This is a genomic window from Photobacterium sp. DA100, assembly GCF_029223585.1.
In the GTDB taxonomy this organism is placed as follows: Bacteria; Pseudomonadota; Gammaproteobacteria; order Enterobacterales; family Vibrionaceae; genus Photobacterium.
The window spans coordinates 3174299-3201223 of sequence record NZ_CP119423.1 but is presented as its reverse complement, the minus strand read 5'-3'; the positions used below and the strand labels follow the sequence as shown (position 1 = coordinate 3201223).

The window sequence follows — 26925 nt, the reverse complement described above, 5'->3', positions numbered from 1 at the left end:
TCATGGTGTTACCTTTCGCTAGGCAAGGCCTGGGCAACGTATTTGCAGGGAAGTGGCGAGAACACTTCCCATGCGGTGAAAAGGATATCAATCAGGGAAATGCCAGCGCATTGTTTACCTGAGTCTTCAAGGAGTCAAGTCCGTAACCCCGTCGACAGATGGCTGGTTGTCGGGGCACCTGTTCGCGTAAGCGGGCCGTTTGGCGGTGGCGCAATCTATACCGTCAGGCGTATCTATTGCTTAGTAGAAAACAGCTTGGTAGAAACTAATTGGACTGGAGATAGTCATGAGCGAATTGAAAGCGGCTGCACTGCGTGCACTTAAACTAATGGACCTTACCACTCTTAACGACGACGACACTGATGCGAAAGTGATCGAGTTGTGTAAGAACGCGAAGAGCCCGGTAGGCAACACAGCGGCCGTATGTATTTACCCACGTTTTATCCCAGTTGCTAAGAAGCAGCTTCGTGAGCAGGGTACACCAGAAGTCCGCATCGCGACGGTAACTAACTTCCCGCACGGTAACGACGATATCGAAATCGCTGTTGCAGAGACAAAAGCGGCAGTGGCTTACGGTGCTGACGAAGTCGACGTAGTATTCCCATACCGCGCACTGATGGCTGGCAACGAAGAAGTTGGTTTTGAGTTGGTTAAGCAGTGTAAAGAAGCGTGTGGCGATATCATGCTGAAAGTGATCATCGAAACGGGCGAGCTGAAAACAGAAGAGCTAATCAAGAAAGCGTCTGAGATTTCAATCAAAGCCGGCGCAGACTTCATCAAGACCTCAACCGGTAAAGTGCCAGTTAACGCTACACCAGAATACGCAGAAATCATGCTGAATGTAATCAAAGATATGGGTGTTGCGGAAACGGTAGGCTTCAAGCCAGCTGGTGGTGTTCGCACAGCAGAAGATGCGCAGCAGTACCTAGATATGGCAGACCGCATCCTGGGTGCCGACTGGGCTGACAACATGCACTACCGTTTTGGCGCATCAAGCCTGCTAGCTAACCTGCTTCACACCCTAGGTGAAGGTGAAAAAGCAGCGGAAGGCGGCTACTAATTCTTTCCATTAAGGTGGCCTTTGGGCCGCCTTATTTTTAATTACCTGTGACTCTTTACTGTTTGGTTCTTGCCTTACTGCACTACGCAGCCTAACGGGCGGTTGCCCTGTACCCGAGAATCAGATCATGCGTTAGATAATCGCTCACAGCGAAGGCGCACACTCCAAGTAAACAGTCATGACCCTACACTAGAATTTACTGGGGAATACCATGTATTTACCACAAGAAATCATCCGTAAAAAACGTGACAACATTGAACTGACCGCTGACGAAATTAATTTCTTCATCCAGGGTATTGCTAAAGATACCGTATCTGAAGGCCAGATCGCAGCATTCGCCATGGCGATTTACTTCAACGACATGACCATGGACGAGCGTGTGGCACTGACGTGTGCGATGCGCGACTCTGGTATGGTTATCGACTGGAGCCACATGAACTTCGATGGCCCGATTGTCGACAAGCACTCAACTGGCGGTGTAGGTGATGTGACGTCACTGATGCTTGGCCCTATGGTGGCAGCATGTGGTGGTTACGTGCCGATGATTTCTGGCCGTGGCCTTGGCCACACTGGTGGTACGCTGGATAAGCTGGAGGCTATTCCTGGCTACAACATCACGCCAAGCAACGAAGTTTTCGGCCAGGTGACCAAAGATGCAGGGGTGGCGATCATCGGCCAGACCGGCGATCTTGCTCCTGCTGACAAACGTGTTTACGCGACCCGTGATGTGACCGCTACGGTTGATAACATCTCGCTGATCACCGCTTCTATCCTATCGAAGAAGCTGGCTGCTGGCCTTGGCTCTCTTGTGATGGACGTGAAAGTGGGTTCCGGTGCATTCATGCCGACCTACGAGGCGTCTGAAGAACTGGCAAAATCGATTGTTGCGGTTGCTAACGGTGCCGGCACCAAGACCACGGCATTGCTGACAGACATGAACCAGGTATTGGCATCAACTGCTGGTAATGCACTCGAAGTGCGCGAAGCCGTGCAATTCCTGACCGGTGAATACCGTAACCCTCGCTTATTTGAAGTGACCATGGCATTGTGTGCAGAAATGTTGGTAAACAGTGGTTTAGCAACAGATATCGAGCAGGCACGCGAGAAGCTTCAGGCTGTTCTGGACAACGGTAAAGCGGCAGAGTGTTTTGGTAAGATGGTTGCTGGCCTGGGTGGCCCGGCTGACTTTATGACCAACTACGACAACTACCTGGAAAAAGCCGAACTGGTGAAGCCGGTTTACGCCGAAACCACAGGTTATGCCTTTGCTATGGATACTCGCGCACTGGGTATGGCCGTTGTCGGCATGGGCGGTGGCCGCCGAGTGGCGACCGACACTATCGATTACGCGGTAGGCCTGAGCGACATGATCCGCCTGGGTGATGAAGCCAATGCTGACAAGCCGCTGGCTGTTATCCACGCTCGCAACGAAGCACAGTGGGAAGAAGCAGCGAAAGCGGTACGTGCTGCGATTACTATTTCAGAACAGAAACCAGAACCGACACCTGAAGTTTACCGTCGTGTTCGCCCAGAAGATGTTTAATGGAGTCATCATGAAACGTTCTATTATTCTCGTCCTTGATTCATTTGGGATTGGCGCTACAGAAGATGCCGTTCAGTTCGGCGATGTAGGTTCCAACACACTGGGTCATATTGCTAAAGCCTGTGCCCGCGGCGAAGCGGACAATGGCGAGCGCAGCGGTAAGCTACACCTGCCAAACCTGAACAAACTGGGTTTGGGCAAGGCATGTGAAGAGTCTTCGGGCTACTTCCCTGACGGCCTGGATGCCGATGCGCAGATCACCGGTGCGTATGCTCACGCTGCTGAGCTGTCCTCTGGCAAAGACACCCCGTCTGGCCACTGGGAAATTGCCGGTGTACCTGTGCTGTTTGACTGGGGCTACTTTACCGACAAAGAAAACAGCTTCCCGAAAGAGCTGACTGATCGCATCCTTGAGCGTGCTGGCCTGCCAGGCTTCCTGGGCAACTGCCATGCTTCAGGTACCCAGGTACTGGACGATTTGGGTGAAGAGCACATGAAGAGCGGTATGCCGATCTTCTACACCTCTGCGGACTCAGTATTCCAGATCGCGTGTCACGAAGAGACCTTCGGTCTTGATCGCCTGTTGGAGCTTTGCCAGATCGCCCGCGAGGAGCTGGCAGACTACAACATCGGCCGTGTGATCGCCCGTCCGTTCATTGGCCCGGGCAAAGGCCAGTTCGAGCGTACCGGTAACCGCCGTGACTTGTCTGTCGAGCCGCCATCTGCGACCGTACTGCAGAAGCTGGTTGACGAGAAGCAGGGCGACGTGGTGTCGATCGGTAAGATCTCTGACATCTATGCTGGCTGTGGTATTACCAAGAAAGTGAAAGCAACCGGGATCCCGGCCTTGTTTGAAGCCACGCTGGAGCAAATCAAAGCCGCGGGTGATAACACCATCGTCTTCACCAACTTTGTTGACTTCGATTCTGCCTACGGCCACCGCCGTGATGTTGCGGGTTATGCTGCGGCACTGGAATACTTCGACAAGCGCCTGCCTGAAATCATCGAGTTGCTACAGGAAGACGACGTGCTGATCCTGACAGCCGACCACGGCTGTGACCCAACGTGGGAAGGCACCGACCATACCCGCGAGCACATCCCGGTACTGGTTTCGGGGCCGAAAATCGCCGCCGGCTCTCTGGGCCGCCGCGAGACATTTGCTGATATCGGCCAGAGCTTGGCGGAATACTTCGGTACGTCTGATATGGAATACGGTAAGTCATTCCTGTAACCGGCGAGGGCAGGTGACCCCTGCCCCAAAAGACGATTCTTTTTATGGTTTCGGTCTATATTTGTCCTAGATCGAAACCGTATTTGCAAGACAAGACTACATTCGGTTGGCAATGCAAAAAACCAACAGATGACAGAAAGGAAATAACGATGGCTACTCCTCACATTAATGCTGAAATGGGTGATTTTGCAGACGTAGTACTGATGCCTGGTGACCCGCTACGTGCCAAGTACATTGCAGAAACCTTCCTGGATGATGCAAAAGAAGTCTGTAACGTTCGTAACATGTTCGGTTACACCGGTACTTACAAAGGCCGTAAGATCTCTGTAATGGGCCACGGTATGGGCATCCCTTCATGTTCTATCTATGCAACAGAGCTTATCAAAGACTACGGCGTGAAGAAGATCATCCGTGTGGGTAGCTGTGGTGCAGTACGCGACGACGTAAACCTGCGTGATGTTGTGATCGGCATGGGTGCGTCAACTGACTCTAAAGTTAACCGTATCCGTTTCGGTGATCACGATTTTGCCGCTCTGGCGGATTTTGGCATGGTGCAGAACGCGGTTGACGCGGCGAAAGCCAAAGGCGTCGATGTGAAGGTGGGTAACATCTTCTCTGCTGATCTGTTCTACAGCCCTGATTTCGACTTCTTCCAGACCATGAAGAAGTACGGCATTGTTGGTGTTGAAATGGAAGCGGCTGGTATCTACGGCCTGGCGGCTGAGTTTGGTGCCAAAGCACTGACTATCTGTACTGTCTCTGACCACATCCTGCGTGGCGAAGCGACAACGTCTGAAGAGCGTCAGCTAACGTTCAACGACATGATGGAAATCGCACTGGAGTCGGTTCTGTTGGGCGACGCTGAAGAAGCGTAAGCATCAGAGCAAAGACAATAAAAAGGGCTTGCCGCTGGCAAGCCCTTTTTTTATTTGCGGTCCATTTTATCGACTGCCCTTTTCCGCGCTGAGCAGGATAGGGAAGTGCCAGTCTTGCTTGCGGTTGCCAAAGGTGTAGGCCAACAGGAACCCGATGGCCATCGCCGTGGCGATCAGCGCCCGGATAATATTGGTGATGGCATCGATATCCGCCATGGTCTCGGCAATCAGCTTGTCATGCTCGAGGGTGATGCGAACAAACCCTACGACCTGGTGCTGGCTCATGATTGGCTCGATCAGCTGCTGGCGGCCGTAGCTGGCAACGGCCAGCGGGGTGGAAAGTCCGGTGACTTGGGGGAGCGGCAGGGCATCTTGGCTCTTGGCCAGAGTGACACCTTCCAGATCATAGATAGTGGCATCGAGTAGCAACGGCTCTTTGGCCAGTTGCTCAACCAGCAGCTGCAAGCGGTCCTGGTTCTTTTCGATCACATCCTCAGACGCCGTATCGGCAGCCTGACGTACCACTAACCGTGACAGTTGCTGGGTTTGATCGCTCAGGGTACGGTAGTTTTCCTTGGCTAGGTTAGAGCCATATTCAACCATGGTGATCAGCGCTGCCAGGCAGCCGAAAAGGATGAACAGCCGCCAGGCTTTTTGGAATTGGGTATGTTTTTTCTTCATCATATCAGCGGTGGATTCATGGCCAATGTCATCTTGGGGCTTGCCCTGGTAATTTGCAATAGGGTAAGTTGTTTAGTCAAGTGACGTCAAAATGTTCGGTTCATTGTTGGGCCCGGCACATCGAGGTCACTTGGGTATATAGGCGATTACTTTAACATGGATGGTTTGCAAGTGCTCAAAATAAGGAAACATACCTCTTTACTACAGCGATTCCCGGAAGTGGTGTCAGTGTCCAACCTTGACCGGCAACGTGCCACCACCTTGGTGTATGGCCGTTCTATTGATGCCGTGGCGGTGGAAGCTATCGAGGCGGCGTACGGTGAACCGCTAGAGCTGGCCGCCGCCTGGAAGGTAGGGAAGTACGATTGCCTGTTGCTGGCGACCCCCTACTCCCTGCTGCTGGAGCAATGCGTCACCAGCGTGCAGCTTGATATTGCGGATCTGAGCCAGCAGCCTGATCTGAGGGAGCCGGGGTTGGTGGTGATGGACATGGACTCGACCGCGATTGAGATCGAATGCATCGACGAGATTGCCGTCTTAGCCGGTGTCGGTGAGCAGGTGGCCGAAGTCACCGAGCGGGCGATGCAGGGGGAACTCGACTTCGAACAGAGTTTGCGCCAGCGGGTCGCGACCCTGGCTGGCAGCGATGCGGCGATCCTTGAGCAGGTCAGAAGCCAGCTACCTTTGATGCCAGAGCTGCGCGAGCTGGTGGCTACTTTGCATCACTATGGCTGGAAGGCGGCGATTGCCTCGGGCGGCTTTACCTATTTTTCCGATCACCTCAAGCAGGAGCTGGACTTGGCCCATGCCCAGTCGAATACGCTGGAGATTGTCGATGGCAAGCTGACGGGCAGGGTGCTGGGAGAGGTCGTTGATGCGCAGGGCAAGGCCGCGATATTGCGCAGCCTGGCCGAGCGATATGACATTGCCCCGCACAATACGGTGGCGGTGGGTGATGGAGCCAATGATCTGGCCATGATCAATGCGGCAGGGCTGGGCGTCGCCTACCATGCCAAGCCGAAAGTCGAAGACGAGGCCCCCGTGGCGATCCGTTTTGCCGATCTTGGCGGCCTGATGTGTTTGCTGTCGGCCTCCCTGGTACCGCAGCAGTTGGGGTGGTAGCCGGACGATGCGGGCTATTTGATCTCCAGCCTGATCTGCACTTCATCGGTGACATCGAGGATTTCGCCACAGCCAACGACCGAGCTGAGCTCCTGCTCAAGCGCCCTGGCCCGATGTAATACCTGTCTGGCAAGTTCGCCCAGCTCTTTGCCGATCAGGGCCGTCATTGGACTTAGGACCGGGGCGGCGGTCAGCCTCAAAGCCATAAAGCTGCCGGCGGACTTTGCCTGTTTGATGTAGGCGATCCGCTCCTCGATAGTACGGAACTCATCAAGTCGCTTGGCGTCAATCCTTGGCGTCTGGCCGTTGCGCTGTTCGATAGCGAGATAGAGCTCATGGACATAGGGCTGGCTGATCTCAACCGGACGCATGGTTTCGGCCAGCATGGATTTTACCCGGTTGCGAAACAGCGGCTCTAGCGAGCAGCCCTGACCGCCTGCCAACAGGCTAAACAGCTTGATCTGGGGCGGTGGTGGGAAGTTGCACCCGACAGCTTTGAGCTTGATTTTGTGATCAACTTTTTCAGCGAAGTAAGGCACACTCTTTAGTCGCGTCAGCAGCATCTGGTGCATCGCCAGCAGCAGCTCACCCTGTGGCAGCTTTTCCTCGGTCATCAGCAACTTATTCTCATTGTGCAAAATCAGCTTGCGCAGGAAATGCTCGCTCTGGGCGGCGAGGTTGCCGCTACCGGTCGTTAGTTGGATATTGCAGTGATCCGGGCTGATCCTGACGACGCTATAAGGGATCTGGCTCAGGGGCGCATTCCTGTTGCTTTTCTGCAGTCCCGGAAACGATACCAGTACCTGATCGCCACGGCGAAGCACTATCGGTGCGGCCAGTTTGATATTCAGGCCTCGGGTCGAAAAGTCAATGCTCTGTCCGGATACCGAAGTCCCGTCCTCAGGGTTGAGGGTGATCGGTGTATCGAACAGGTAGCGGTCTTCGCTTCGCTGCGGTCTTGGGTCAAAGTAAACCGCTTTGGCCGCGGCAACCGGATTGCGTGGGTGCCGGAATGCCTGCAGGGTTTTGCCCGGTAACTGCGGCTTGACGCTCAGGCGGTAGTCTTGCTGGGCGTCCGTGTTAGTGAGATCTTGCAGCACACCGACATGGGTCAGGGAGCTCAGTTTGTCGACCATGTCGGGAGCAATACTTTGCAGGCTGTCGATATCTTCCTGGTCTATGGGCTGCAGGCTCAGGCGCATGACCCGCCAGCTGTCGCGCTGTGCCCCGACATGCCAGAACAGGCGGCGCTGTTCGGCGTTCATTTCCGGCAGGGCTGCTGAATAGAAAAAGGTTTTGCCGTCATGTTCGTGGCTGAAGCTGTAAATCAGGGTACTCGACTGTTTCAGCCCGGCTTTGCCGAGGCTGGCGAGACGCTCCTGCGAAATCAGGTGGTTGAGTACCGGCTGGTTTCTTTCGTCGTGCCAGTGGGACCAAATATGGCGGTTGTACTGGGTCAGCAGGCAATAGGTTAGCTGGGTGCCCGACAGAAATACCGGCATGCTGGTGCTGTGCTTGAGAAAGCAGTGCTCGTAGCCACGGGTCCGGATCTGGATGATCTTGTCTTCGCAATTGTGTCGGGTGCGGTTTTGCGACTGGCTCAGGCCATGATCAATGACGGCTTTGATCAGGGTGTTGTCACTCAGCAGCTTTAGCCTCAGCCATTTGTAGCTGTCATTATCGGGGTTTTCGTCGATACCGAGGATCCGGTAGCTCATCCCCTGGGCCAACCGAGGGTCATTGAGCTGTTCGGCAAGCTTCGGGAAGCGCACCACAACCGCCATGCCCAGCGTGTAGTTAAAAGCGGCAGGCACTTTGAATTTAGCACCGGAATACGATAAATCCGCGCTGATGCCGTTGATCATCTGGCTCAGAGGAAGCTCTAGGCTAACCGGTGTGGCAATCTGCCAACGGTTCTCGTTACGGGTCAGGTAATGGCCGAACCGGATCAGGGGGGCAATCAATGGATTGTCCGGCTGCAGCTCGGCTTTTGGGGCCGGTTTGGGTTGTAGCTTGCCTTGCTGGTGCATGACTCGGAAGTTGTTGCGGGTATTCGTCAGGGCTTCGTACAGGCCGACCCGAAACTGGTTGCCGAAGGCTTTGATTCGCTTATGGTAGGTATTGATGGCAACATCGTCGAGCCAGTGCTGGCGTCCATTGAGCAGATAGGGGCGGCACTCGCCCTGGACCCGCCCGCGAAGATCGACGGCTTTCATGGCGGGGGCCATGATACGGTGCAATTCCATTTTTAGCTGGAGCCGGGTTGGCCCGTCCTCGCCTTCGGTCATCATCTGGAAGACATCTTCAAAATCTTCGCTATCGTAGACAGGGATCAGCCTTTCAATCAGTCCTTTGTAATCGTCTAGCACCATAGTTATTTTTGATTATCTCATTCTTCGTTTATTATCGGCATATTTCCCAGAGGGTTGAGCATTGCTTCACCCTGAGGGCAAGCCCTATTCTACATCTGTTTTCCGGATGTGTTTAACCAAATATATCAAGGTGAGTCATGGCAAAAACCAAGCGGGCCTATGTGTGTAGTGATTGTGGCGCAGACTTCCCCCGCTGGCAGGGCCAGTGTAGCGCGTGTGCGGCATGGAATACGATAACCGAGTTCACAGTTCCCAAAACACGCTCGGCCGTGGGCGCCGTTTCGGCTGCTGGTACGAGCAGCTACGCGGGGGCGGCGACCAAGGTGCAAAAACTGTCGGAGGTCGAGAGCAAAGATCTGCCGCGCTACAGCTCCGGGGTTTCCGAGCTGGACCGGGTATTCGGCGGCGGTATCGTACCGGGCTCGGTGTTGCTGCTGTGTGGTGATCCTGGCGCCGGTAAATCGACTTTGCTGCTCCAGAGTATTGGTTCGGTAGCTGCGACGAAGTCGTCGCTGTACGTATCGGGTGAGGAATCGATTCACCAGATCTCCCAGCGGGCCAAACGATTGGGCACCCAAAACCTCGACAATATCAATGTGGTAGCCGAGACCTCGGTCGAGGCGATCATCGAGCATATCCGGGCACAGAAGGCCGAGTTTGTGATCATCGATTCGATCCAGACCATGACTGTCGCCCATAACGACTCGGCGGCGGGCAGCCCGAGCCAGGTCAAGGAATCGGCGGCGGCACTGACCCGCTTTGCCAAGACCGAAGGCGTGACCTTTATGATCGTCGGCCACATCAACAAAGACTCGAATGTGGCCGGTCCGATGCAGCTGATCCATATCGTCGATGGCCTGTTTGCCCTGTCGTCGACGGCGGATGAAAAGTTCCGGGTATTGCGCACGTCCAAGAACCGTTTCGGTGCCGACTCCGAGTCGTGCTTTTTTGCCATGACCGAAACCGGGATGAAGCAGGTCAAGAACCCGTCGGCGATTTTCCTCAGCCGTTCGGATAAGAACCATGCCGGTTCGGTGTGTACCACATTGTGGGAAGGCACCCGACCGTTGCTGGTGGAAATCCAGGCGCTGTGCAATAACTCGGTGACTGAGAACCCGCGACGCCTGACCGTCGGCTACGATAACAACCGCCTAGCAATGTCGATAGCGGTACTGGCGCGTCATGGTGGGGTGATGCTGTCGGACATGGATATCTTCGTTAACTGTGTCGGCGGGATCAAAATCGAAGAGACCTCGGCGGACTTGGCCGTCTTGCTGGCGATTTTCTCCAGCTTCAAAAATGCTCCGGTACCGCAGGATGTCTTGGTGTTCGGCGAAATCGGCCTCAACGCCGATATCCGACCGGCAGCCAACGGGGTGGAGCGTATTCGCGAAGCGGTCAAGCAGGGCTTTACCCGTGCAATCGTCCCTAAGGCCAACGCCAGCCGCCAGGTCCCGGGCATCGAAATTATCGCGGTGGAAGATCTGCAGGAAGCGCTGACGGCGTTCGAACGCGTGGCTCTGTAGCCAGACACCAGCCTAAACCGGTATTTGAACAATATTGCTGGTTAAAAACTCATGAAAAAGAAAGGGCTGCACGATGCAGCCCTTTGTGTATCTAGATATAGCCAGCGAATTACTTGGAAATACGCTTGTACTTGATACGGTGTGGCTCAGCGGCTTGCGCACCCAGCGTTTTCTTCAGCCAATCTGTGTACTCGGTGTAGTTACCTTCGAAGAAGTTAACCTGACCTTCGTCACGGTAGTCAAGAATGTGGGTCGCGATACGGTCTAGGAACCAGCGGTCGTGCGAGATCACCATGGCACAGCCAGGGAACTCTAGCAGAGCTTCTTCTAGTGCACGTAGTGTTTCAACGTCAAGGTCGTTGGTTGGCTCATCGAGTAGCAGTACGTTGCCGCCGGCTTTAAGCAGTTTGGCAAGGTGGACACGGTTACGCTCACCACCAGACAGATCGCCGATGCGTTTTTGCTGATCGCTGCCTTTGAAGTTGAAGCGTGAGCAGTAAGCACGCGCCTGGATTTCAAAGTTGTTGATCTTGATGATGTCGGCACCTTCAGAGATCTCTTGGTAAACCGTGTTGTTGTCGTTCATGCTGTCGCGGAACTGGTCAACAGACGCCAGGCTTACTGTTTCGCCAAGCTCAATGGTACCGGCATCTGGCTGCTCTGTGCCGCTTAGCATCTTGAACAGGGTCGATTTACCGGCACCGTTGGCACCGATGATACCCACGATCGCACCCTTAGGCATGCTGAACGACAGGTCATCGATAAGCACGCGGTCACCGAATGACTTGGTCAGGTTGCTCACCTCGATAACCTTGTCACCCAAGCGCTCACCCGGCGGGATGAACAGCTCGTTGGTTTCGTTACGGCGCTGGTGCTCGGTGTTGTTCAGCTCTTCGAAGCGAGCCATACGGGCTTTTGACTTCGCCTGGCGGCCTTTAGGATTCTGGCGAACCCACTCAAGTTCTTTCTCGATGGTCTTCTGGCGAGCTTTCTCTTGCGAGGCTTCCTGCTTCAGACGGGCGTCTTTCTGCTCTAGCCAAGAGGTGTAGTTACCTTCCCATGGAATACCTTCACCACGGTCAAGTTCCAGGATCCAGCCCGCAGCGTTATCTAGGAAGTAACGGTCGTGGGTGATCGCAACAACGGTGCCGCTGTAGTCAACCAGGAAGTGCTCAAGCCAAGCCACTGATTCTGCATCAAGGTGGTTGGTTGGTTCGTCAAGCAGTAGCATGTCTGGCTTGTCCAGAAGCAGGCGACAGATAGCCACACGGCGACGCTCACCACCCGACAGGTGTTTGATTTTCGCATCCCACTCAGGCAGGCGCAGGGCATCAGCCGCACGCTCAAGTTGCATCTCTAGGTTGTGGCCGTCTTTGGTTTCGATCAGCGCTTCTAGTTCACCCTGTTCTTTCGCCAGTTTGTCGAAGTCTGCACCTTCTTCGGCGTATGCCGCGTAAACGGCATCAAGACGAGAAAGGGCATTTTTTACATCCGCCACAGACTCTTCAACCACTTCGCGTACGCTTTTCTCTTCGTCCAGTACAGGCTCCTGAGGAAGGTAGCCTACCTTCAGGCCTGCTTGTGGGCGAGCCTCACCTTCGATATCGGTATCGATACCCGCCATGATGCGCAGTAGGGTCGACTTACCGGCACCGTTCAGGCCCAAAACACCGATCTTGGCGCCAGGGAAGAAGCTCAATGAAATATCTTTCAGGATTTGACGCTTAGGTGGGACGATTTTACCCACGCGCGACATGGTATAGACGTATTCAGCCATATCCGTTTGCGATCTCTAAACTAAATGAAAGGGGGTATTTTACCTGTTCTGGACATAAGTTTAACAGCAATGTTCATAATTATGGCCGTTAAGGGATTACTCTGCGTCCATCTTTGTGTCGTTGGTGCACTTTTCTTGCAACATGGCGGTGCTATTTTTCTGTAATTCACCAACGCGCGCGATTATTCAAAACGGCAAATTGGTATTACGCTCAATACAGAGCCGCGTGAAGGTGGTAGGTGCCAGCCCTGTGGATGGCAGAGGCTTGTCGAGATGGAATTTATATGCAATAAAACACACAGGTTGTTTGACCTGAATGAACATGGAAAACGAATGGAAGGCTGTTGTGTCTAGCAATAAAAACCTTAGAGTAATTTCAGGTCTTGTGCTGTCTGTTGGCTTGTTGCTGTCGCCCCTGATGCGAGCGTCGACACTGGAGCAGCAGCGCGAACAGTATGAGCAGGCCCAAGTCGCACTGGAAGAAAACGATCTGGCGGCGTACCAGGCGTTGCGTGCTCGCTTGGATGACTACCCCCTGACACCCTATCTTGATTACCGTGAATTTATCCAGACGCTGTTCGCCAAGTCGCCGAGCGAAGTCGAGGCCTTCATCGAGCAGTATTCGGCGCTGCCATTCAGTACGACTGTCAAGGATCGTTACCTGGCCCACCTTGCCGCGACCGAGCGGTGGGAAAATTTCATCGAGGTTCAGCCGATGCCTCCGCGCAGCCAGGTCCTGCGCTGCCATTACTATTACGCCCAGAGCAAGCTCGGCAACAAGGATGTCGCCTGGCAAGGGGCCGAGACCTTGTGGCTGACGGGAAAATCGACCCACGATGCGTGCGATCCGCTGCTCAATACGTGGCAGAAGGCCGGCCAGCGTACCGATGAGCTGGTGCTGGACCGGATGCTGCTGGTGTATGCCGAAGGCAACCGTGCCCGGCTCAATTATCTCAACAAACAGTTGGGAGCCAAAAGTAAGTCATCGGGTAAATCGGTTATGGCTCTGTTCGACAAGCCCGAGGGGGTTGCTGCCTTTTCCAAGCGTCACCAGGTGACGCCTTTCAACCAGAACCTGACAGTGCTGGCATACAAGAAGCTGGTGCGCAGCGACGTCGGCGAGGCGGTAAAGCAGTACCATAAAACCGTGCAGGGGCAGCATTTTGGCGAAGCCAAGCGTCAGTCCCTTGCTGACTATACCGCCAGCCGGCTGATGGCCACTGACGATGAAAAACTGCAGGAATGGCGTGATAATGTCTTGGCGAAAACGACCAATATCAGCTTGCTCGAACGCCGTATCCGCCAAGCGATGCGCGAAGATAAATGGGAAGAGGTCAAGGTCTGGGTAGATCGCCTGCCTGAGCAGGCCAAGCAGACCACTCGCTGGACGTTTTGGCAGGCCCGGCTGGCCGAGAGGGACGGCAACAAGGCTCTGGCTGAGAAAAAGTATACCCAGATCTTGGGCCAGCGTGATTTCTACAGCGCAGCAGCGGCGACGGTGCTGGGTAAGCCGATTACCTACCCGGTAAAAACCGCGGGGGACGCCCATGGCGAAGTGAAGGAATATAAGCAGACTTTGGAGCGGATCGAAGAGCTGATTGCTGTTGATAAGCTACTGGCGGCCAACCGTGAATGGCACTACCTGCTAAGGGGTCTGGACAACGACAAAATTGTTTCCCTGGCGGCTTATGCGGCGACCAACAAGTGGCATCACCTGGCGGTACAGGCCACTATTTCCGGCCAGCTTTGGGACTATGTTGAACTCCGCTTCCCGGTGGCGCACAAGTGGTGGTTTGATTTCTTTAGCAAGAAGCGGGAGCTGCCCGTCACTAGCATGATGGCGCTGGCTCGCCAGGAAAGTGCGCTGAATATCGAGGCGGTCTCGCCGGTTGGGGCGCGGGGCCTGATGCAGATTATGCCTGCTACCGCTAAGGAAACGGCCAAAAAGCTGGGGCGTAACTACGAAGGGAAAAACAGCTTGTTTGATCCCGGCGTCAACATTCGCCTTGGCAGCGGCTACCTGAAAATGATGCTCGAGCAATACGACAACAACCGTATCTTTGCCTTTGCGGCGTATAACGCAGGACCGAGCCGGGTCACCCGCTGGCGCAACGGAACCGATGGTCGGCTGGATGTCTATGCCTTTATCGAGGCGATCCCATTCAATGAAACGCGGGGCTACGTGCAGAACATCTTGATGTTCGAAGTCTATTATGGAGACTTGACCCAGAGCCCGGTGCCCTTGCTCAAAGAAAATGAATTGAACGCCAAGTATTAGCTTTTTTGATGGAAAGGCTAGGTTGTCGGTGGCGAAAGGGATAGAATCAGTACTCGAGAACGAGTACATCAAATGAGGATGACATGTCGAATATTCAAGAAACCCCGGAATTTACCGAGTGGCAACAGGTGGTGGATATCTTGCGCCAGGCGACAGCTGAGCACAAAGACGATACCTTGCTGAGGCTGCTGTTGACCCCCGACGAAAGGTCGGTGTTACTGTCCCGAGTGAATATTCTGCATGAGCTGCTTAACGGTGAGCGCAGCCAGCGCAAGATCAGTGAGTTGCTTGGCGTTGGGGTTGCGACCATTACCCGCGGCTCCAACGAACTCAAGCACCATGATGACGACACCAAGGCGTGGCTTTCTGCCCTGCTCAAGGAACAATGCCCTAGCGCTTAACTGTCATTGAGCACCCGATGCAAAAGAGCCCCCGGATCACATGTCCGGGGGCTCTTTTTTTGCAGATATACCTAAAAGGTTTGTTACTCGGCCTTAATTTATTTAGCGAATAATGTTGGGTGAATGAAAGGAATGAGCGCCAGGATCAAGGCCTGTTGGTAGACCGAGCTGCGGCTGAGCAAGTGGTTGGTCAGCATTGCAATCGCCCCGCCTTTTTGCTTGATATTAGTCTGGTTGAACATGTCATCCATGACATCGCCTAATTCAGCCCCCAGGTGCAGTTGCTCTAGTGCCTGTGGTGGTAGAGGCAGTGAGGCCGAGCGGGATTCACCCCGGGTCTCGCCACTTTCGATCACCATCCAGGCAAAGGTGAATGAGCCATCAATACCGGCTTCCAGGCCGACGTAATAGTCAGCGTCCGGTACGGCATGGCGTGCATTGCAGACACGGTTTCTCGCTCCCTGCAGGGTTTCGTCAGCACACATAGGCTGATCGCGGACACCGCTGTCAACACTGATCCCCTCGATAGCAAACTGGATATCGGGAAAGGTATGGTTGAAGGCGGCTTCAACGGCAGAAATTTTGGCGGGATTGGTCGAGGCGACAATAATTTTAGGCATAGCAAACATCCATTCTCTGAGTGCTTACTATTCTAATACTTGGCGGCGCGATGTCACGCCGCCAGTGAGGTTAATCATAGCAAGGGTTGGACCTGCTAATGACTAACGGTCGTAGGACCAGTCTGATTGGATGATGTAGCCGTGGATCTGGAATTCCCCGTTGTTGACAAACAAGTTGGGAAAGTCCGGTTGCGAGGTCGAGAACACTACGCCGTCGGCAAGTTGGGTCATGTGGTAGAAATCAGGTTCGCTGCCGCGTACCGAGGCAAAGACCGGTTGTTTCGGGCGGTATGCTGCCGACTTGGTGGCAAGGGCGTAGCTGCCCACCGGCGCACATTGCGCAATGTTTTCGTTATCTACCAGCAGGCCTAGGCAGTCTTCGCGCAGCAAGTGCTGTGGGATAGCTCGCTTGCTGATCACATCAACCGATGCGCCGCTGCGAAAGGACATGAAGTCCTTGCGGTGGATGATTGGGATATAGGTGCTGGTAGTGCCTTGGTCGATATTGTTGTTGATGGTTGTGGTGGCTTGGGTACCGGTATCAACTTGGCCTGTCAGCAAATAGCTGATCGATGTGCTTAGTGCCTCGGCAATTTTTTCCAGCTCGCGCACTTCGATACCGTACTTGCCAGAGAGCTTGCGGCTCATAGTACCCTGTTGTAGATCGAGGGCTTCACCCAGCTGTTTTTGGCTGATCCCTTGGATTTTTGCCAATCGCTTTATTCGGTCTAAATATTCCATACTCACTAGCTTCCTGCTTGAAATCTTTGTCTGATGCAATACGCATTCTTAAATGTCATATTGATTGTACTGATAACAGTGAATTGGGGATCTGGCGGGTATAAAAAATGCGATTGGTTTCGTTGTGGGCATATCATTTTTTTTCCAGATGGGAAAAAAAGGGAACAAATTTCGCAAATTAAAATAAGGTGTATCGAGTATGAATTATTGAAGCGGTGTCACATTTTGTAACATCTTCTGCGCATGAAGCGTTATGGTGCTTTGCCTGGCGGGTCTTCGCTATTTTGTTGTTAAGGTTATGATATTTAACCGTTTATTTTGGGTTTGTTATTGATTGAACAACCAGCAGCTTCAGACCCAATGATCTAGCTGCCTGCCTGTCTTTTTCTTTTGTTTCAATGTCACTTGGCTATCTGTTTTATCAATAATGGCGGAAAAAAAGCGGTTATGCTCACAAAGAGAGATGTGCTGTAGTTATTCCTTTGCGGGATAATCGGTGGGGAGTAAAAGAGGAAGGCGAGCCTTCCTCTTTGGGAACGATTAGCGAGTTAGGTAGGTGTACAAGAACTTAGTGATCTCTACCATGTCATCGATTTTGATGAACTCTTCGGTCGTGTGTACCTTCGCCATACCGGTAGACAGGTTCACTGTCTTCAGACCTTTGCTGTTGAAGATGTTCGCGTCGCTACCGCCGCCTGTCGGCTTGGTCATAGGCTCGATGCCATTGGCTTTGAAGGCTGCTTTGATCTTCTCGACATGCGGGTCATTGTCGGCGATGCGGTAAGCGTTGTAAGCACGCTTGGAGGCAATGTTGATTTCCGCGCCGTGTTTTTCAGCAGCCGCTTCGAACGTGTTGACCATGTGGTCGACCTGTGCCTGGAGCTTGTCGTCGTCCAATGAGCGCGCTTCGGCTTCAATGTAAAGCTCAGGCATTACGATGTTTGTTGCCTGGCCGCCTTTCACCACACCGATGTTTGCGGTGGTTTCCTCGTCGATGCGAGATAGCTTCATGTTGGTGATGGCATCAGCCGCAACCGTCAGGGCGTTGATCCCTTCTTCTGGCGCTAGGCCTGCGTGGGCTGGTTTACCTGTAATGTTTACTTTCAGGTTCTGCTGGCCCGGCGCGGTAGTGATGATGGTGCCGATTGGGCCACCAGAATCAAACACGATACCGGTTAGCGACTCGACTTTGCTCATGTCGAAGTTCTGCGAGCCGTGCAGGCCGCCTTCTTCGTATACAGTGAACGCCAGTTCGATAGTCTGGTGCTCTTCGCCGTCAGCCTTGATGCAGCGAACCGCTTCCATGATGGCCGCGATGCCGGATTTGTCGTCACCGCCAAGGATAGTGTCGCCCTTCGAGCGGATGATACCGTCTTCGATAATTGGCTCGATGCCGTTACCCGGAGTCACGGTATCCATGTGGCAGCTTAGCAGGATAGTGCCTTCCAGCTTGCCTTCTAGTTTGGCGTAGATGTTGAAGCCGTTGGAGATCTCAGCAGGAACAGGAAGCTTCTGTACGTCAAAGCCCATTTCACCTAGCTGCTCGGCCAGTGTCTCGGCAATTGCTTTCTCGTTGCGCGACTCACTGTCGATTTTAACCAGTTCAATAAAGTGTTGGACCAGACGGTCCTGATTGATATTTGCCATTTAAGCACCTCCGTAGTAGGGGTTATATTACGTGAACTGGCTTAACTAACCTTGATCTGTCCACCAATATCGTGGGGGTAATCACTATAAAACTTGAGTTGTTAGGAGGATTATTCTGGGATGTTGGAGAAATGTACTGGTAGGGTTGGGGAGGTGTTTTTCTGCAGTTACATGCTTGTCTTATGCTGTATCATTGTGTGAATGTTTAATATTATCAATGTATTATGTCTTTCACCCCGTTGGTGAACCTGTATGGTCATCACGTTGAGGGGCTGATAGCCCCTCAGTAGGTATTATGCGGGCAGGGTTTGAAAACCACACTGTAGGAGGTATTGGTAGGTCTGTTGGTAGTAACTTTTTGGCCGGGTAGGGTCACCGTCGTTGCCTTCGGGAACAAAGATCACCATCCCTTGTCGTGCTCTTGTCAGTAGTACTCGGTAAGCGTTCTCTAGGTAGCGTTTATCTTGGCCCTTGTTACGCTTTTGCCAACTTAAACAAGTTGATCAGGCTGACATTTCTCAGGCCACGCTCAATGCCACTGATATAGGTGCGATCAAGCCCACTACGCGCAGCCAGCTCTTCTTGGCTTAGCGCTGCATCCTTTCTTAGCTGTTTGATATGTAACCCAAAGGGTTTGAGTATTGAGTCGTTCACGGCAATCTGTTTTGTGCTTGTTTATGAACGATATGGTCTTCGCCTGTAGACTTTTGGTCCACGGACTATAAGTCACATTTTTGTGTGAATGAGAAGTGTGAGGTGTGAGGTGTGAGTGCTGGTTATATCTGAACAAACAAAAAGGGCGGTAATCTTTCGATTACCGCCCTTTCCAAACGTTTGGTGGAGCTGGCGGGAGTTGAACCCGCGTCCAAAACCAGTCTAACAGATGGCGCTACATGCTTAGTCTTTCTATATTCTCGTAAGAGCACTGCGGAAAGACACGCCATGCCAATACATACCAGAATTCTATTTCGCGGTTCACCTCTCTGGTCGAAAGTTCCCTCGCTATCTTGTTTGGGTTTGAACCCCTGTTGGTCCCCGTCTTACAAGCGGAAGCTAGGGCAGGAGCGCTCTTAGCAGGTTATTAAGCTGCTAGTGCGTAGTTTTCGTCGTTTGCGACTATTTTTTTGCGGCTTTTTTACGAGGCCAACCGCACCTCGGCATGCTCCACAAGCCTTCGTGATCCTGTCGAATCCTAAATCAGCCCCAGAGTTAAGGCGATGGTAACAGAATTTCACCTAGCGTCAATACAATTCCCTGCCAGTGTGTCTCTTATGGAGAAAAATCCATCACTTATACCAACTTGGATAAACAGATATCTATACAGGTTGCTATGACTGGCAGGAAAGGCGTACTAGCGCAGGCTGCTCTTCATGATACGAGCCTTGTCGCGCTGCCAATCTTTGTCTTTCTTGTCAGCACGCTTGTCGTGTAGTTTCTTACCTTTCGCCGTACCTATCTTAAGTTTAACCCATGAACCTTTCCAGTACATGGAAAGGGCCACGATGGTTTCGCCATCGCGGTTAACGGCACCCATTAGCTTGTCGATTTCACGACGGTTCAACAGTAGCTTACGGGTACGGGTAGGGTCGGCCACCACGTGGGTAGACGCCGCGTTCAGCGGGGTGATCTGCACGCCCGAAATGAAGGCTTCGCCGTTGCGCAGGAATACGTAGCTTTCCGAGATGTTCACTTTACCAGAGCGGATCGCTTTTACTTCCCAACCCTGAAGTTCCATGCCGGCTTCGTACTCGTCGCTGATCGCGAACTCGAAGCGGGCGCTTTTGTTCTTGGCAATAGTATTGCTACTTTGCTTTGGTTTTTTCTTTGCCATAAGTACTCTTAAATGTTGCTGTCCCAGCGGCAGATGCTCTGGCTGGTCGAAAAGTGTCTATTTATAAATCAAAGAGATGAAGTCAATAAACACGCTTATTTTGGCTGTTAGCCCAGTAATGTTATCATTGAGGTTGTCCTTGTCATAGTTTTACCCGCAATGCGCTTGAAGCCGGTGACAGGCGGCACGTTTAAACCGTAAGGAGAAGCTATGCCTCAGATCAGTCGTTCTGCACTCGTACCATTTAGTGCAAAACAAATGTTTGAACTTGTTAACGATGTTGAATCATACCCTGCATTCCTGCCGGGCTGCTCTGGTACCAAAATTTTAGAAAGCTCCGAACAGCATATGATGGCCTCGGTGGATGTGTCCAAGGCCGGTATCAAGAAAACATTTGTGACCCGCAATGATCTGACAGACGGCAGTATGATTGCCATGCAACTGGTCGATGGCCCGTTTAGCCGACTGGTCGGTGGTTGGCACTTCACCGAGCTTGATGCAGAGGCGTGTAAGGTTGAGCTCAAGCTGGACTTCGAATTTACCAATGGGCTGGTGGAGGCGGCGTTCGGTAAAGTCTTCCGCGATCTGACTAACAACATGGTGTCAGCTTTTACCCAACGTGCGCGAGAGATTTATGACTTCTGAAGAAAAGCTGATCCACGTTGAAGTGGTGTATGCCCTGCCTGATGTGCAGAAGGTGATCCGGGTGACGGTCACGCCGGATATGCAGGTACAGCAGATCATCGAGCAATCCGGGGTGCTGGCGCTCTACCCTGAGATTGATTTGAAAAAGAACAAAGTGGGGATCTACAGCCGTAATGTGAAGCTCGATGCAACGGTACACGATGGTGACCGGATCGAGATTTACCGCCCGTTGCTGGCCGATCCGAAAGAGATCCGCCGCAAGCGCGCAGAGCAAGCCAAGCAAGAAGCATTGGCTGCCAAGGGTGAGAAAGCCTAAGTGCCGGCAGCAACGAATCCCAATAAAAAAGCTCGCCAATGGCGAGCTTTTTGTTTTTTGGTAACCAGCAATGCTGAGCAACCTTAGTTGAATTGCTCCATGAACTGAGGACTTTTCTCGTAGTCCCCCTCAAGGCTGGTTAGCTGATTCTGGGCATTGAATTTCAGGATCAGGTTTTTCTGTTGCGGCTCTTCGTGGCCCGGCTTGTGGTAGTAAACGTAGTACCAGGTATTCGGGTACTCTTGTTCAACCAGCATTGGCGAGCCGAGCACGAACTGGACCTGCTCTTTGTTCATTCCGTATCGAAGGGTGTCGATATCTTTTTGCTCCAGGTAGTTACCCTGGTTAATATCAATTCGGTAAACCAGTCGTTCAACGACTGAACAGCCACCCAATAAACTGACCGCTAAAGTCACGGCAGCAAGGTTTTTCCAACTCATAGCATCCCGGCAAGTTCGCTTTATTCTGCAGCGATGATAAACAACCCCCGAGCAGAAGTAAAAAAGCAGTAAAGAAAAAAACTGTAATTGAGACTGCAGTACAACCATTTAGTTGCACTGCCCACTAAGTTTATTCTATTTATGCCGCAACCAGCAGCTCTTTTGCGTTTGCCAGTGTGCGCTCGGTAATTTCGCTGCCGCCCAGCAGGCGGGCCAGCTCGTTGACGCGGGCTTCCTGGGTCAGCGGGAACATGTTGGTTTCGGTTTGGCCCTTGCTGGATTTCTTCGCCACGAACATCTGCTGGTGGCCGCATCCTGCTACCTGTGGCAAGTGGGTTACACACATTACTTGGGTCGACTCGCCCAGGGTACGCAGCATCTTGCCGACGATGGCGGCTGTCGGTCCGCTGATACCCACATCGACTTCATCGAAAATCAGGCTTGGTGTTTCGACTTTCTGCGCCGTGATCACCTGGATGGCTAGCGAGATACGCGATAGCTCACCACCGGATGCTACTTTGCCCAGCGGCTGCAATGGCTGACCCGGGTTGGTCGAGACCAAGAAGGTGATAGTGTCGAAGCCCAGTGGGCTGAGCATTCCTTCGGTATCGCTCTGAACATCGATTTTGAATACGCCGTTTTCCATGCTGAGTTGGTGCATGCTGTCGGAGATCTTCTTGTCGAGCTCCTTGGCGTAGCGTTGGCGGCTCTTGCTGAGCTTTTCGGCACTGGCCAGGAATTTCTGGCGCAGGCATTCGACGTTCTCGGCAATTTCTTCCAAGCGCTCATCGCTGCAATCAAGGTTCTCCAGCTCTTTAAGCAATTCCTGGTGCTTGCTGTATAGCTCTTCCGGCATCACGTAGTGCTTGCGGGCAAGGGACATGATCTTGGCCAGGCGCTCTTCCAGGTACATCAGCCGCTGTGGATCCATATCCATGTTATCAAGGTAGCTGCGCAGCTCCTGGCTTGCTTCTTGTACCTGGATGATGGCTTCTTCCAGCATTTGCGGAATAGCACTCAAGTTGCTGTCGATTTCGCCCAAGTTAGCCACTTCCTGACAGGCCGACTGCAGCATGTTGAGGGCGTTGCAATCTTCGTTGTCATAGAGCATCGACAGCGCTGTCTGGCTCGATACCGCCAGCTCGCCGCTGTTGGATAGGCGCTTGTGCTCTTCTTCGATCTCGGCGTACTCGTCTTCGGCCAGAGCAAGCTCGTTGAGCTCCTTGACTTGGTACTGGATCAGCTGCTTTTGCGCTTCGTTCTCTTCGCGGTTCTGAACCAAACGCTTGTATTCATTGTTGGCCTGGCGCCAGCGCTGGTAGTGGTTGCGGGTTTTTTCCATCAGCTGATGGTGGCCGGCATATTGGTCCAGCATTTGCTGCTGGTAATCAGGTCGCATCAGCTGCTGATGGGCATGCTGACCATGAATGTTGATCAACAACTGTCCCAAGGCTTTTTGCTGCGATGCAGGTACCGGGCTACCGTTGATAAAGCCACGTGAACGGCCTTCCTTGGTGATGACACGACGTAGGATACATTCGTCACCATCAATCAGCTCGTTGTCTTCCAGCCAGCGGCGGGCAGCTTGGTTGTTGAGCAATGAAAAGGCGGCAGAGATTTCTGCTTTGTCTTCATTCGGGCGAACCATGCAAGCTTCGGCGCGATCACCCAAACACAAGCCAAGTGCATCTATGGCAATGGATTTACCTGCACCCGTTTCACCGGTGATGGTCGTCATTCCCGGTTTAAGTTCAAATTCAAGGTTTTTGACAATAGCAAAGTTTGAGATCGTCATATGAGCCAGCATGTGTTCACCTGTTTAAATCAACACCTGTTTTTTCATACAGTATATACTGTATCTACATACAGTAAAGTACTGTTGGTGAAATTTTTCCGACAAAGCTTGATTTAGGTTAACGTTCTGAAAATTGGCAATAAAAAAGCCAACCGCAGGGTTGGCTTCAGAATCGGATAATTGAGGTGGTTTGCGCTAGAACAATCGGCTCGACCAGCCCAGTTTGCCCCGCAGCACTTCATAGTAGCTGTAATTCTTCGGGTGGATAAGCTTGAGGGTTTCCGGGCTTTGGTAAATGTGGATCTCATCGCCCGGGCTGACCGGCAGTGATACCTGACCGTCGCAGCTGACTTCCAATGTACTGCCATTGGTTGGTGAAACCATCAGTTTGATCCGGCTGTTGCCATCGACCACCAGTGGGCGGCACGACAGGGTATGCGGGAACATCGGCACCAATGAAATGGCATTGAGCTCGGAAGACAGGATCGGGCCGCCACCGGAGAGCGAATAGGCCGTTGACCCGGTTGGGGTAGAGATGATTAGTCCGTCGGAGCGCTGCGAGAAGGCGAAGGTATCATCAATGTAGACCTCGAACTCTATCATGTGAGCGATCTTGTCCGGGTGCAGCACCGCTTCGTTTAGGGCCGCGTTGCGGCTTTTGATCATGCCATGGCGGTGGACTTCTGCTTCCAGCAGAAAGCGCTTTTCAACCACGTACTCGCCGTTGAGGACCTGGTCGAGCTCGTCTTCGAAGGCATCGGGATCAAGATCGGTCAAAAAGCCAAGGCTGCCGCGGTTGACGCCAATCACGGCAATGTCGAAGCGCGACAGTACCCGAGCTGCGCCCAGCATATTGCCGTCACCACCGACCACGATGGCCAAGTTGGCTTTGTCTCCGATGGTCAATAGATCACAAAAGGCGGTCTTGGGCAGTGACAGGTCGTTGGCCAGTCGGTGGTCAACAAGTACTTCATACCCTTTCTCGACCAGCCATTTATAGAGGCTCAAATGGGTTTGCAGGGCTTCGGGGTTGCGGGGTTTGCCAATTATCGCGATAGTCTGGAAAACGCGTGTCATGTCCATGATCCGACAAATAAAGAGATGACCAGTATAGCGCCAGGATTAGATACTTGTCGCGCATTGTGAGCGATATCGGCTTGAATCATTGAACTTCATCCCCATAATATGCGCATAACGAGTTTTTTGGATAGAGCTGATTATTCTATCCTCCATTGAATACCATGATCTTGGCGGAGAAGCGAAAGCATGAGCAACGAAGAGAAAAAAGTACAGGACGAACAGCTACAGCAAGAGCAAACTGTTGAAGCGGTTGAAACTGAATCTGCTGAGGAAGAAGTGGTTGAAATGACCCTTGAAGAGCAGCAGGCAGCCCGCATCGCTGAGCTAGAAGCTGCTTTGCTAACCAGCGAAGCCAAAGTACGCGAGCAGCAAGACAGCGTGTTGCGTGCCCGTGCCGACGTAGAAAACATGCGTCGCCGCAGCGAGCAGGAAATCGACAAGGCACGTAAGTTTGCTCTGAATAAGTTTGCTGAAGAGCTATTGCCGGTTATCGATAACATGGAACGTGCGATCGAGATGGCAGACAAGAACGACGAAGCGATCAAACCAATGGTTGAAGGTGTTGAGCTAACGCTGAAAACCATGATGGGCACGGTTGAGAAATTTGGCCTGAAGCAGCTGAACCCAATCGGTGAAGCCTTCAACCCTGAATTCCACCAGGCGATGTCTATCCAGGAAAGTACTGAGTACGAGCCGAACACAGTCATGCTGGTAATGCAAAAGGGCTACGAGCTAAACGGCCGTGTCGTCCGCCCGGCAATGGTAATGGTGTCTAAAGCGGCAGCCGGCAACATCGATACCCAGGCATAAGCGGGACGTTGACTGTCACAAGCCCGCTTCGAGCGGGCTTTTTAATTTTTTTTGATTTTTTTTCGATGTCGCCCTTGAAAACAAATTGGCTGCCCCTATTTAGTAGTCATACGACATCGTAAATCAATTTCAGCGGGTAACACCGCATTGTCAGCGGCGTTAAGGTAACGGGCTGGCAAGTAAGCTAAATGAATTTCGGAGAGAGCCTGATGGGTAAAATCATTGGTATTGACTTGGGTACAACTAACTCTTGTGTAGCAGTACTTGATGGTGACAAGCCACGTGTAATTGAAAATGCTGAGGGTGAGCGCACAACGGCATCTGTGATCGCTTACACCCAAGACGGTGAAACTCTAGTTGGTCAGCCAGCTAAGCGTCAGGCGGTTACAAACCCTGAAAACACGCTATTTGCAATCAAGCGTCTGATCGGTCGTCGCTTTGAAGACGAAGAAGTACAGCGCGACATCGAAATCATGCCTTTCAAAATCGTTAAGGCTGACAACGGTGATGCTTGGGTAGAAGCAAAAGGCCAGAAAATGGCTGCTCCTCAGGTTTCTGCTGAAGTACTTAAGAAAATGAAGAAAACTGCTGAAGACTTCCTTGGTGAGGAAGTAACAGGTGCAGTTATCACAGTTCCAGCATACTTCAACGATGCACAGCGCCAGGCAACGAAAGATGCCGGCCGTATCGCAGGCCTTGAAGTTAAGCGTATCATCAACGAACCAACAGCGGCTGCTCTGGCTTACGGCCTAGACAAGCAGGGCGGTGACCGTACTATCGCGGTTTACGACCTTGGTGGTGGTACTTTCGATATCTCTATCATCGAAATCGACGAAGTTGAAGGCGAGAAGACGTTTGAAGTTCTTTCTACCAACGGTGACACGCACCTAGGTGGTGAAGACTTCGATAACCGCATGATCAACTACTTGGTTGACGAGTTCAAGAAAGAGCAAGGTATCGATCTTAAGAACGATCCGCTAGCGATGCAGCGTGTTAAAGAAGCGGCTGAAAAAGCGAAAATCGAACTTTCTTCTGCCCAGCAGACTGACGTAAACCTACCTTACGTGACTGCTGATGCGACTGGTCCTAAGCACATGAACATCAAAGTGACACGTGCGAAACTAGAATCTCTAGTTGAAGACCTAGTACAGCGCTCTCTTGAGCCACTAAAAGTTGCTCTTGCTGATGCAGACCTATCTGTAGGCGACATCACTGACGTTATCCTTGTTGGTGGCCAGACTCGTATGCCTATGGTTCAGGCGAAAGTTTCTGAGTTCTTCGGCAAAGAACCACGTAAAGACGTGAACCCAGACGAAGCAGTAGCCGTTGGTGCTGCCGTTCAGGGCGGTGTTCTGGCTGGTGAAGTTAAAGACGTTCTACTACTAGACGTTACTCCACTATCTCTTGGTATCGAAACCATGGGTGGCGTAATGACTAAGCTAATCGAGAAAAACACCACTATCCCTACTAAGGCGAACCAGGTGTTCTCGACTGCTGAAGACAACCAGAGCGCGGTAACTATCCACGTTCTACAGGGTGAGCGTAAGCAAGCGGGCTACAACAAGTCTCTTGGCCAGTTCAACCTAGAAGGTATCAACCCGGCTCCTCGCGGTATGCCTCAGATCGAAGTAACATTCGACCTAGATGCCGACGGTATCCTGCACGTATCTGCGAAAGATAAGAGCACAGGTAAAGAGCAGAAGATCACTATCCAGGCATCTGGCGGTCTGAGCGACGAAGATATCGAGAAGATGGTACAGGAAGCAGAAGCTAACAAAGAAGCGGACAAGAAGTTCGAAGAGTTGGTAACTGCACGTAACCAAGCTGACCAGCTAGTTCACGGTACTCGCAAGCAGATCGAAGAAGCGGGCGACGCACTGCCAGCTGAAGATAAAGCGACCATCGAAGCGGCTGTAAACGAGCTTGAAGAAGCACGTAAAGGCGAAGACAAAGAAACAATCGACGCTAAAGTTCAGGCGCTTATCGCAGCTTCTCAGAAGCTGATGGAAATCGCTCAGCAGCAGGCTCAAGCACAGCAGGCACAAGCTGGTGGCGAACAGCCAAAGCAAGAGCAAGACGACAACGTGGTTGACGCTGAGTTCGAAGAAGTTAAAGACGACAAGAAATAAGATAG

The 26925-nt window shown here is 52.4% G+C and carries 23 protein-coding genes, 1 other RNA gene and 1 pseudogene; 12 read left to right on the top strand and 13 right to left on the bottom strand.

The features are described from left to right. The first annotated feature begins 286 nt into the window (after positions 1–286). The 4 genes from deoC (at position 287) to deoD (ending at position 4709) form a co-directional block, all read left to right on the top strand. Entirely contained in the window at positions 287–1060 is a 774-nt protein-coding gene (deoC, locus tag PTW35_RS14640) for a deoxyribose-phosphate aldolase (protein ID WP_281025614.1), read from the top strand. A gap of 211 nt (positions 1061–1271) precedes the next feature. After that, a complete protein-coding gene (gene deoA / locus PTW35_RS14635) occupies positions 1272–2603 on the top strand; it encodes a thymidine phosphorylase (protein WP_281025613.1) in 1332 nt (443 codons plus the stop codon). A 10-nt stretch (positions 2604–2613) separates the two neighbouring features. Continuing rightward, complete coding sequence (locus tag PTW35_RS14630; protein ID WP_281025612.1) at positions 2614–3834, top strand: phosphopentomutase; 1221 nt, start codon at positions 2614–2616, stop codon at positions 3832–3834. A 149-nt stretch (positions 3835–3983) separates the two neighbouring features. Next, complete coding sequence (gene deoD, locus PTW35_RS14625) at positions 3984–4709, top strand: purine-nucleoside phosphorylase (RefSeq protein WP_281025611.1); 726 nt, start codon at positions 3984–3986, stop codon at positions 4707–4709. Positions 4710–4775: 66 nt separating this feature from the next. Here deoD and PTW35_RS14620 read toward each other — a convergent pair whose 3' ends face one another. After that, a complete protein-coding gene (locus tag PTW35_RS14620; protein WP_281025610.1) occupies positions 4776–5393 on the bottom strand; it encodes an AhpA/YtjB family protein in 618 nt (205 codons plus the stop codon). 153 nt (positions 5394–5546) lie between these two features. Here PTW35_RS14620 and serB point away from each other — a divergent pair, with 153 nt between their 5' ends. Next, positions 5547–6512 (top strand): phosphoserine phosphatase, encoded by a 966-nt coding sequence (serB, locus tag PTW35_RS14615; protein WP_281025609.1) that lies wholly within the window; start codon positions 5547–5549, stop codon positions 6510–6512. Between the two features lie 14 nt (positions 6513–6526). On the opposite strand, the gene PTW35_RS14610 is transcribed toward serB, so the two are convergent. Then, on the bottom strand, positions 6527–8884 hold the full coding sequence (locus tag PTW35_RS14610; RefSeq protein ID WP_281025608.1) for a PilZ domain-containing protein: 2358 nt from the start codon (positions 8882–8884) through the stop codon (positions 6527–6529). A 137-nt stretch (positions 8885–9021) separates the two neighbouring features. Between PTW35_RS14610 and radA the strand changes: the two genes are divergently transcribed. After that, complete coding sequence (gene radA / locus PTW35_RS14605) at positions 9022–10410, top strand: DNA repair protein RadA (protein WP_281025607.1); 1389 nt, start codon at positions 9022–9024, stop codon at positions 10408–10410. 109 nt (positions 10411–10519) lie between these two features. Here radA and ettA read toward each other — a convergent pair whose 3' ends face one another. Beyond that, positions 10520–12187 (bottom strand): energy-dependent translational throttle protein EttA, encoded by a 1668-nt coding sequence (ettA, locus tag PTW35_RS14600; RefSeq protein WP_281025606.1) that lies wholly within the window; start codon positions 12185–12187, stop codon positions 10520–10522. Between the two features lie 346 nt (positions 12188–12533). On the opposite strand from ettA, the gene sltY reads away from it, so the two are divergent. Together sltY and trpR are read left to right on the top strand one after the other, a co-directional pair. Continuing rightward, the gene (gene sltY, locus PTW35_RS14595) at positions 12534–14465 is read left to right on the top strand and encodes a murein transglycosylase (RefSeq protein WP_281025605.1); all 1932 of its coding nucleotides are present in this window, start codon (positions 12534–12536) and stop codon (positions 14463–14465) included. 83 nt (positions 14466–14548) lie between these two features. Continuing rightward, complete coding sequence (gene trpR / locus PTW35_RS14590; RefSeq protein ID WP_281025604.1) at positions 14549–14866, top strand: trp operon repressor; 318 nt, start codon at positions 14549–14551, stop codon at positions 14864–14866. Positions 14867–14964: 98 nt separating this feature from the next. On the opposite strand, the gene yjjX is transcribed toward trpR, so the two are convergent. The 7 genes and pseudogenes from yjjX to smpB all read right to left on the bottom strand — a co-directional run bounded on the left by yjjX (position 14965) and on the right by smpB (position 19705). Next, positions 14965–15486 (bottom strand): inosine/xanthosine triphosphatase, encoded by a 522-nt coding sequence (yjjX, locus tag PTW35_RS14585; RefSeq protein WP_281025603.1) that lies wholly within the window; start codon positions 15484–15486, stop codon positions 14965–14967. A 102-nt stretch (positions 15487–15588) separates the two neighbouring features. Continuing rightward, the gene (locus tag PTW35_RS14580) at positions 15589–16227 is read right to left on the bottom strand and encodes a helix-turn-helix transcriptional regulator (protein ID WP_281025602.1); all 639 of its coding nucleotides are present in this window, start codon (positions 16225–16227) and stop codon (positions 15589–15591) included. A gap of 540 nt (positions 16228–16767) precedes the next feature. Further along, positions 16768–17874, bottom strand: a complete 1107-nt coding sequence (locus tag PTW35_RS14575; protein WP_281025601.1) for a M20/M25/M40 family metallo-hydrolase — start codon at positions 17872–17874, stop codon at positions 16768–16770. Positions 17875–18167: 293 nt separating this feature from the next. Next, positions 18168–18312, bottom strand: a pseudogene (locus PTW35_RS14570) (hypothetical protein); the annotation flags it as partial. Positions 18313–18348: 36 nt separating this feature from the next. After that, on the bottom strand, positions 18349–18528 hold the full coding sequence (locus PTW35_RS14565) for a helix-turn-helix transcriptional regulator (protein WP_281025600.1): 180 nt from the start codon (positions 18526–18528) through the stop codon (positions 18349–18351). A gap of 181 nt (positions 18529–18709) precedes the next feature. Then, positions 18710–19079, bottom strand: a transfer-messenger RNA (tmRNA) gene (gene ssrA, locus PTW35_RS14560). 146 nt (positions 19080–19225) lie between these two features. Next, on the bottom strand, positions 19226–19705 hold the full coding sequence (gene smpB / locus PTW35_RS14555; protein ID WP_281025599.1) for an SsrA-binding protein SmpB: 480 nt from the start codon (positions 19703–19705) through the stop codon (positions 19226–19228). A 210-nt stretch (positions 19706–19915) separates the two neighbouring features. Between smpB and PTW35_RS14550 the strand changes: the two genes are divergently transcribed. After that, positions 19916–20350, top strand: a complete 435-nt coding sequence (locus PTW35_RS14550) for an SRPBCC family protein (protein ID WP_281025598.1) — start codon at positions 19916–19918, stop codon at positions 20348–20350. After that, positions 20340–20666 carry an RnfH family protein gene (locus PTW35_RS14545; RefSeq protein WP_281025597.1) on the top strand — a complete coding sequence of 109 codons (327 nt, stop codon included), beginning with the start codon at positions 20340–20342 and terminating at the stop codon, positions 20664–20666. The genes PTW35_RS14550 and PTW35_RS14545 overlap by 11 nt, the downstream gene beginning before the upstream one ends. Positions 20667–20749: 83 nt before the next feature. On the opposite strand, the gene bamE is transcribed toward PTW35_RS14545, so the two are convergent. The 3 genes from bamE to nadK form a co-directional block, all read right to left on the bottom strand. Then, positions 20750–21106 (bottom strand): outer membrane protein assembly factor BamE, encoded by a 357-nt coding sequence (gene bamE / locus PTW35_RS14540; protein WP_281025596.1) that lies wholly within the window; start codon positions 21104–21106, stop codon positions 20750–20752. A gap of 139 nt (positions 21107–21245) precedes the next feature. Next, positions 21246–22913: a DNA repair protein RecN gene (recN, locus tag PTW35_RS14535; RefSeq protein WP_039469492.1), complete on the bottom strand. Its 1668-nt coding sequence runs from the start codon at positions 22911–22913 to the stop codon at positions 21246–21248. 183 nt (positions 22914–23096) lie between these two features. Then, positions 23097–23987, bottom strand: a complete 891-nt coding sequence (nadK, locus tag PTW35_RS14530) for an NAD(+) kinase (RefSeq protein WP_281027523.1) — start codon at positions 23985–23987, stop codon at positions 23097–23099. 180 nt (positions 23988–24167) lie between these two features. Between nadK and grpE the strand changes: the two genes are divergently transcribed. Beyond that, on the top strand, positions 24168–24791 hold the full coding sequence (grpE, locus tag PTW35_RS14525) for a nucleotide exchange factor GrpE (RefSeq protein WP_281025595.1): 624 nt from the start codon (positions 24168–24170) through the stop codon (positions 24789–24791). A gap of 209 nt (positions 24792–25000) precedes the next feature. Beyond that, positions 25001–26920, top strand: coding sequence for a molecular chaperone DnaK (dnaK, locus tag PTW35_RS14520; RefSeq protein WP_281027522.1), 1920 nt, complete (start codon positions 25001–25003; stop codon positions 26918–26920). Positions 26921–26925: the final 5 nt, after the last annotated feature.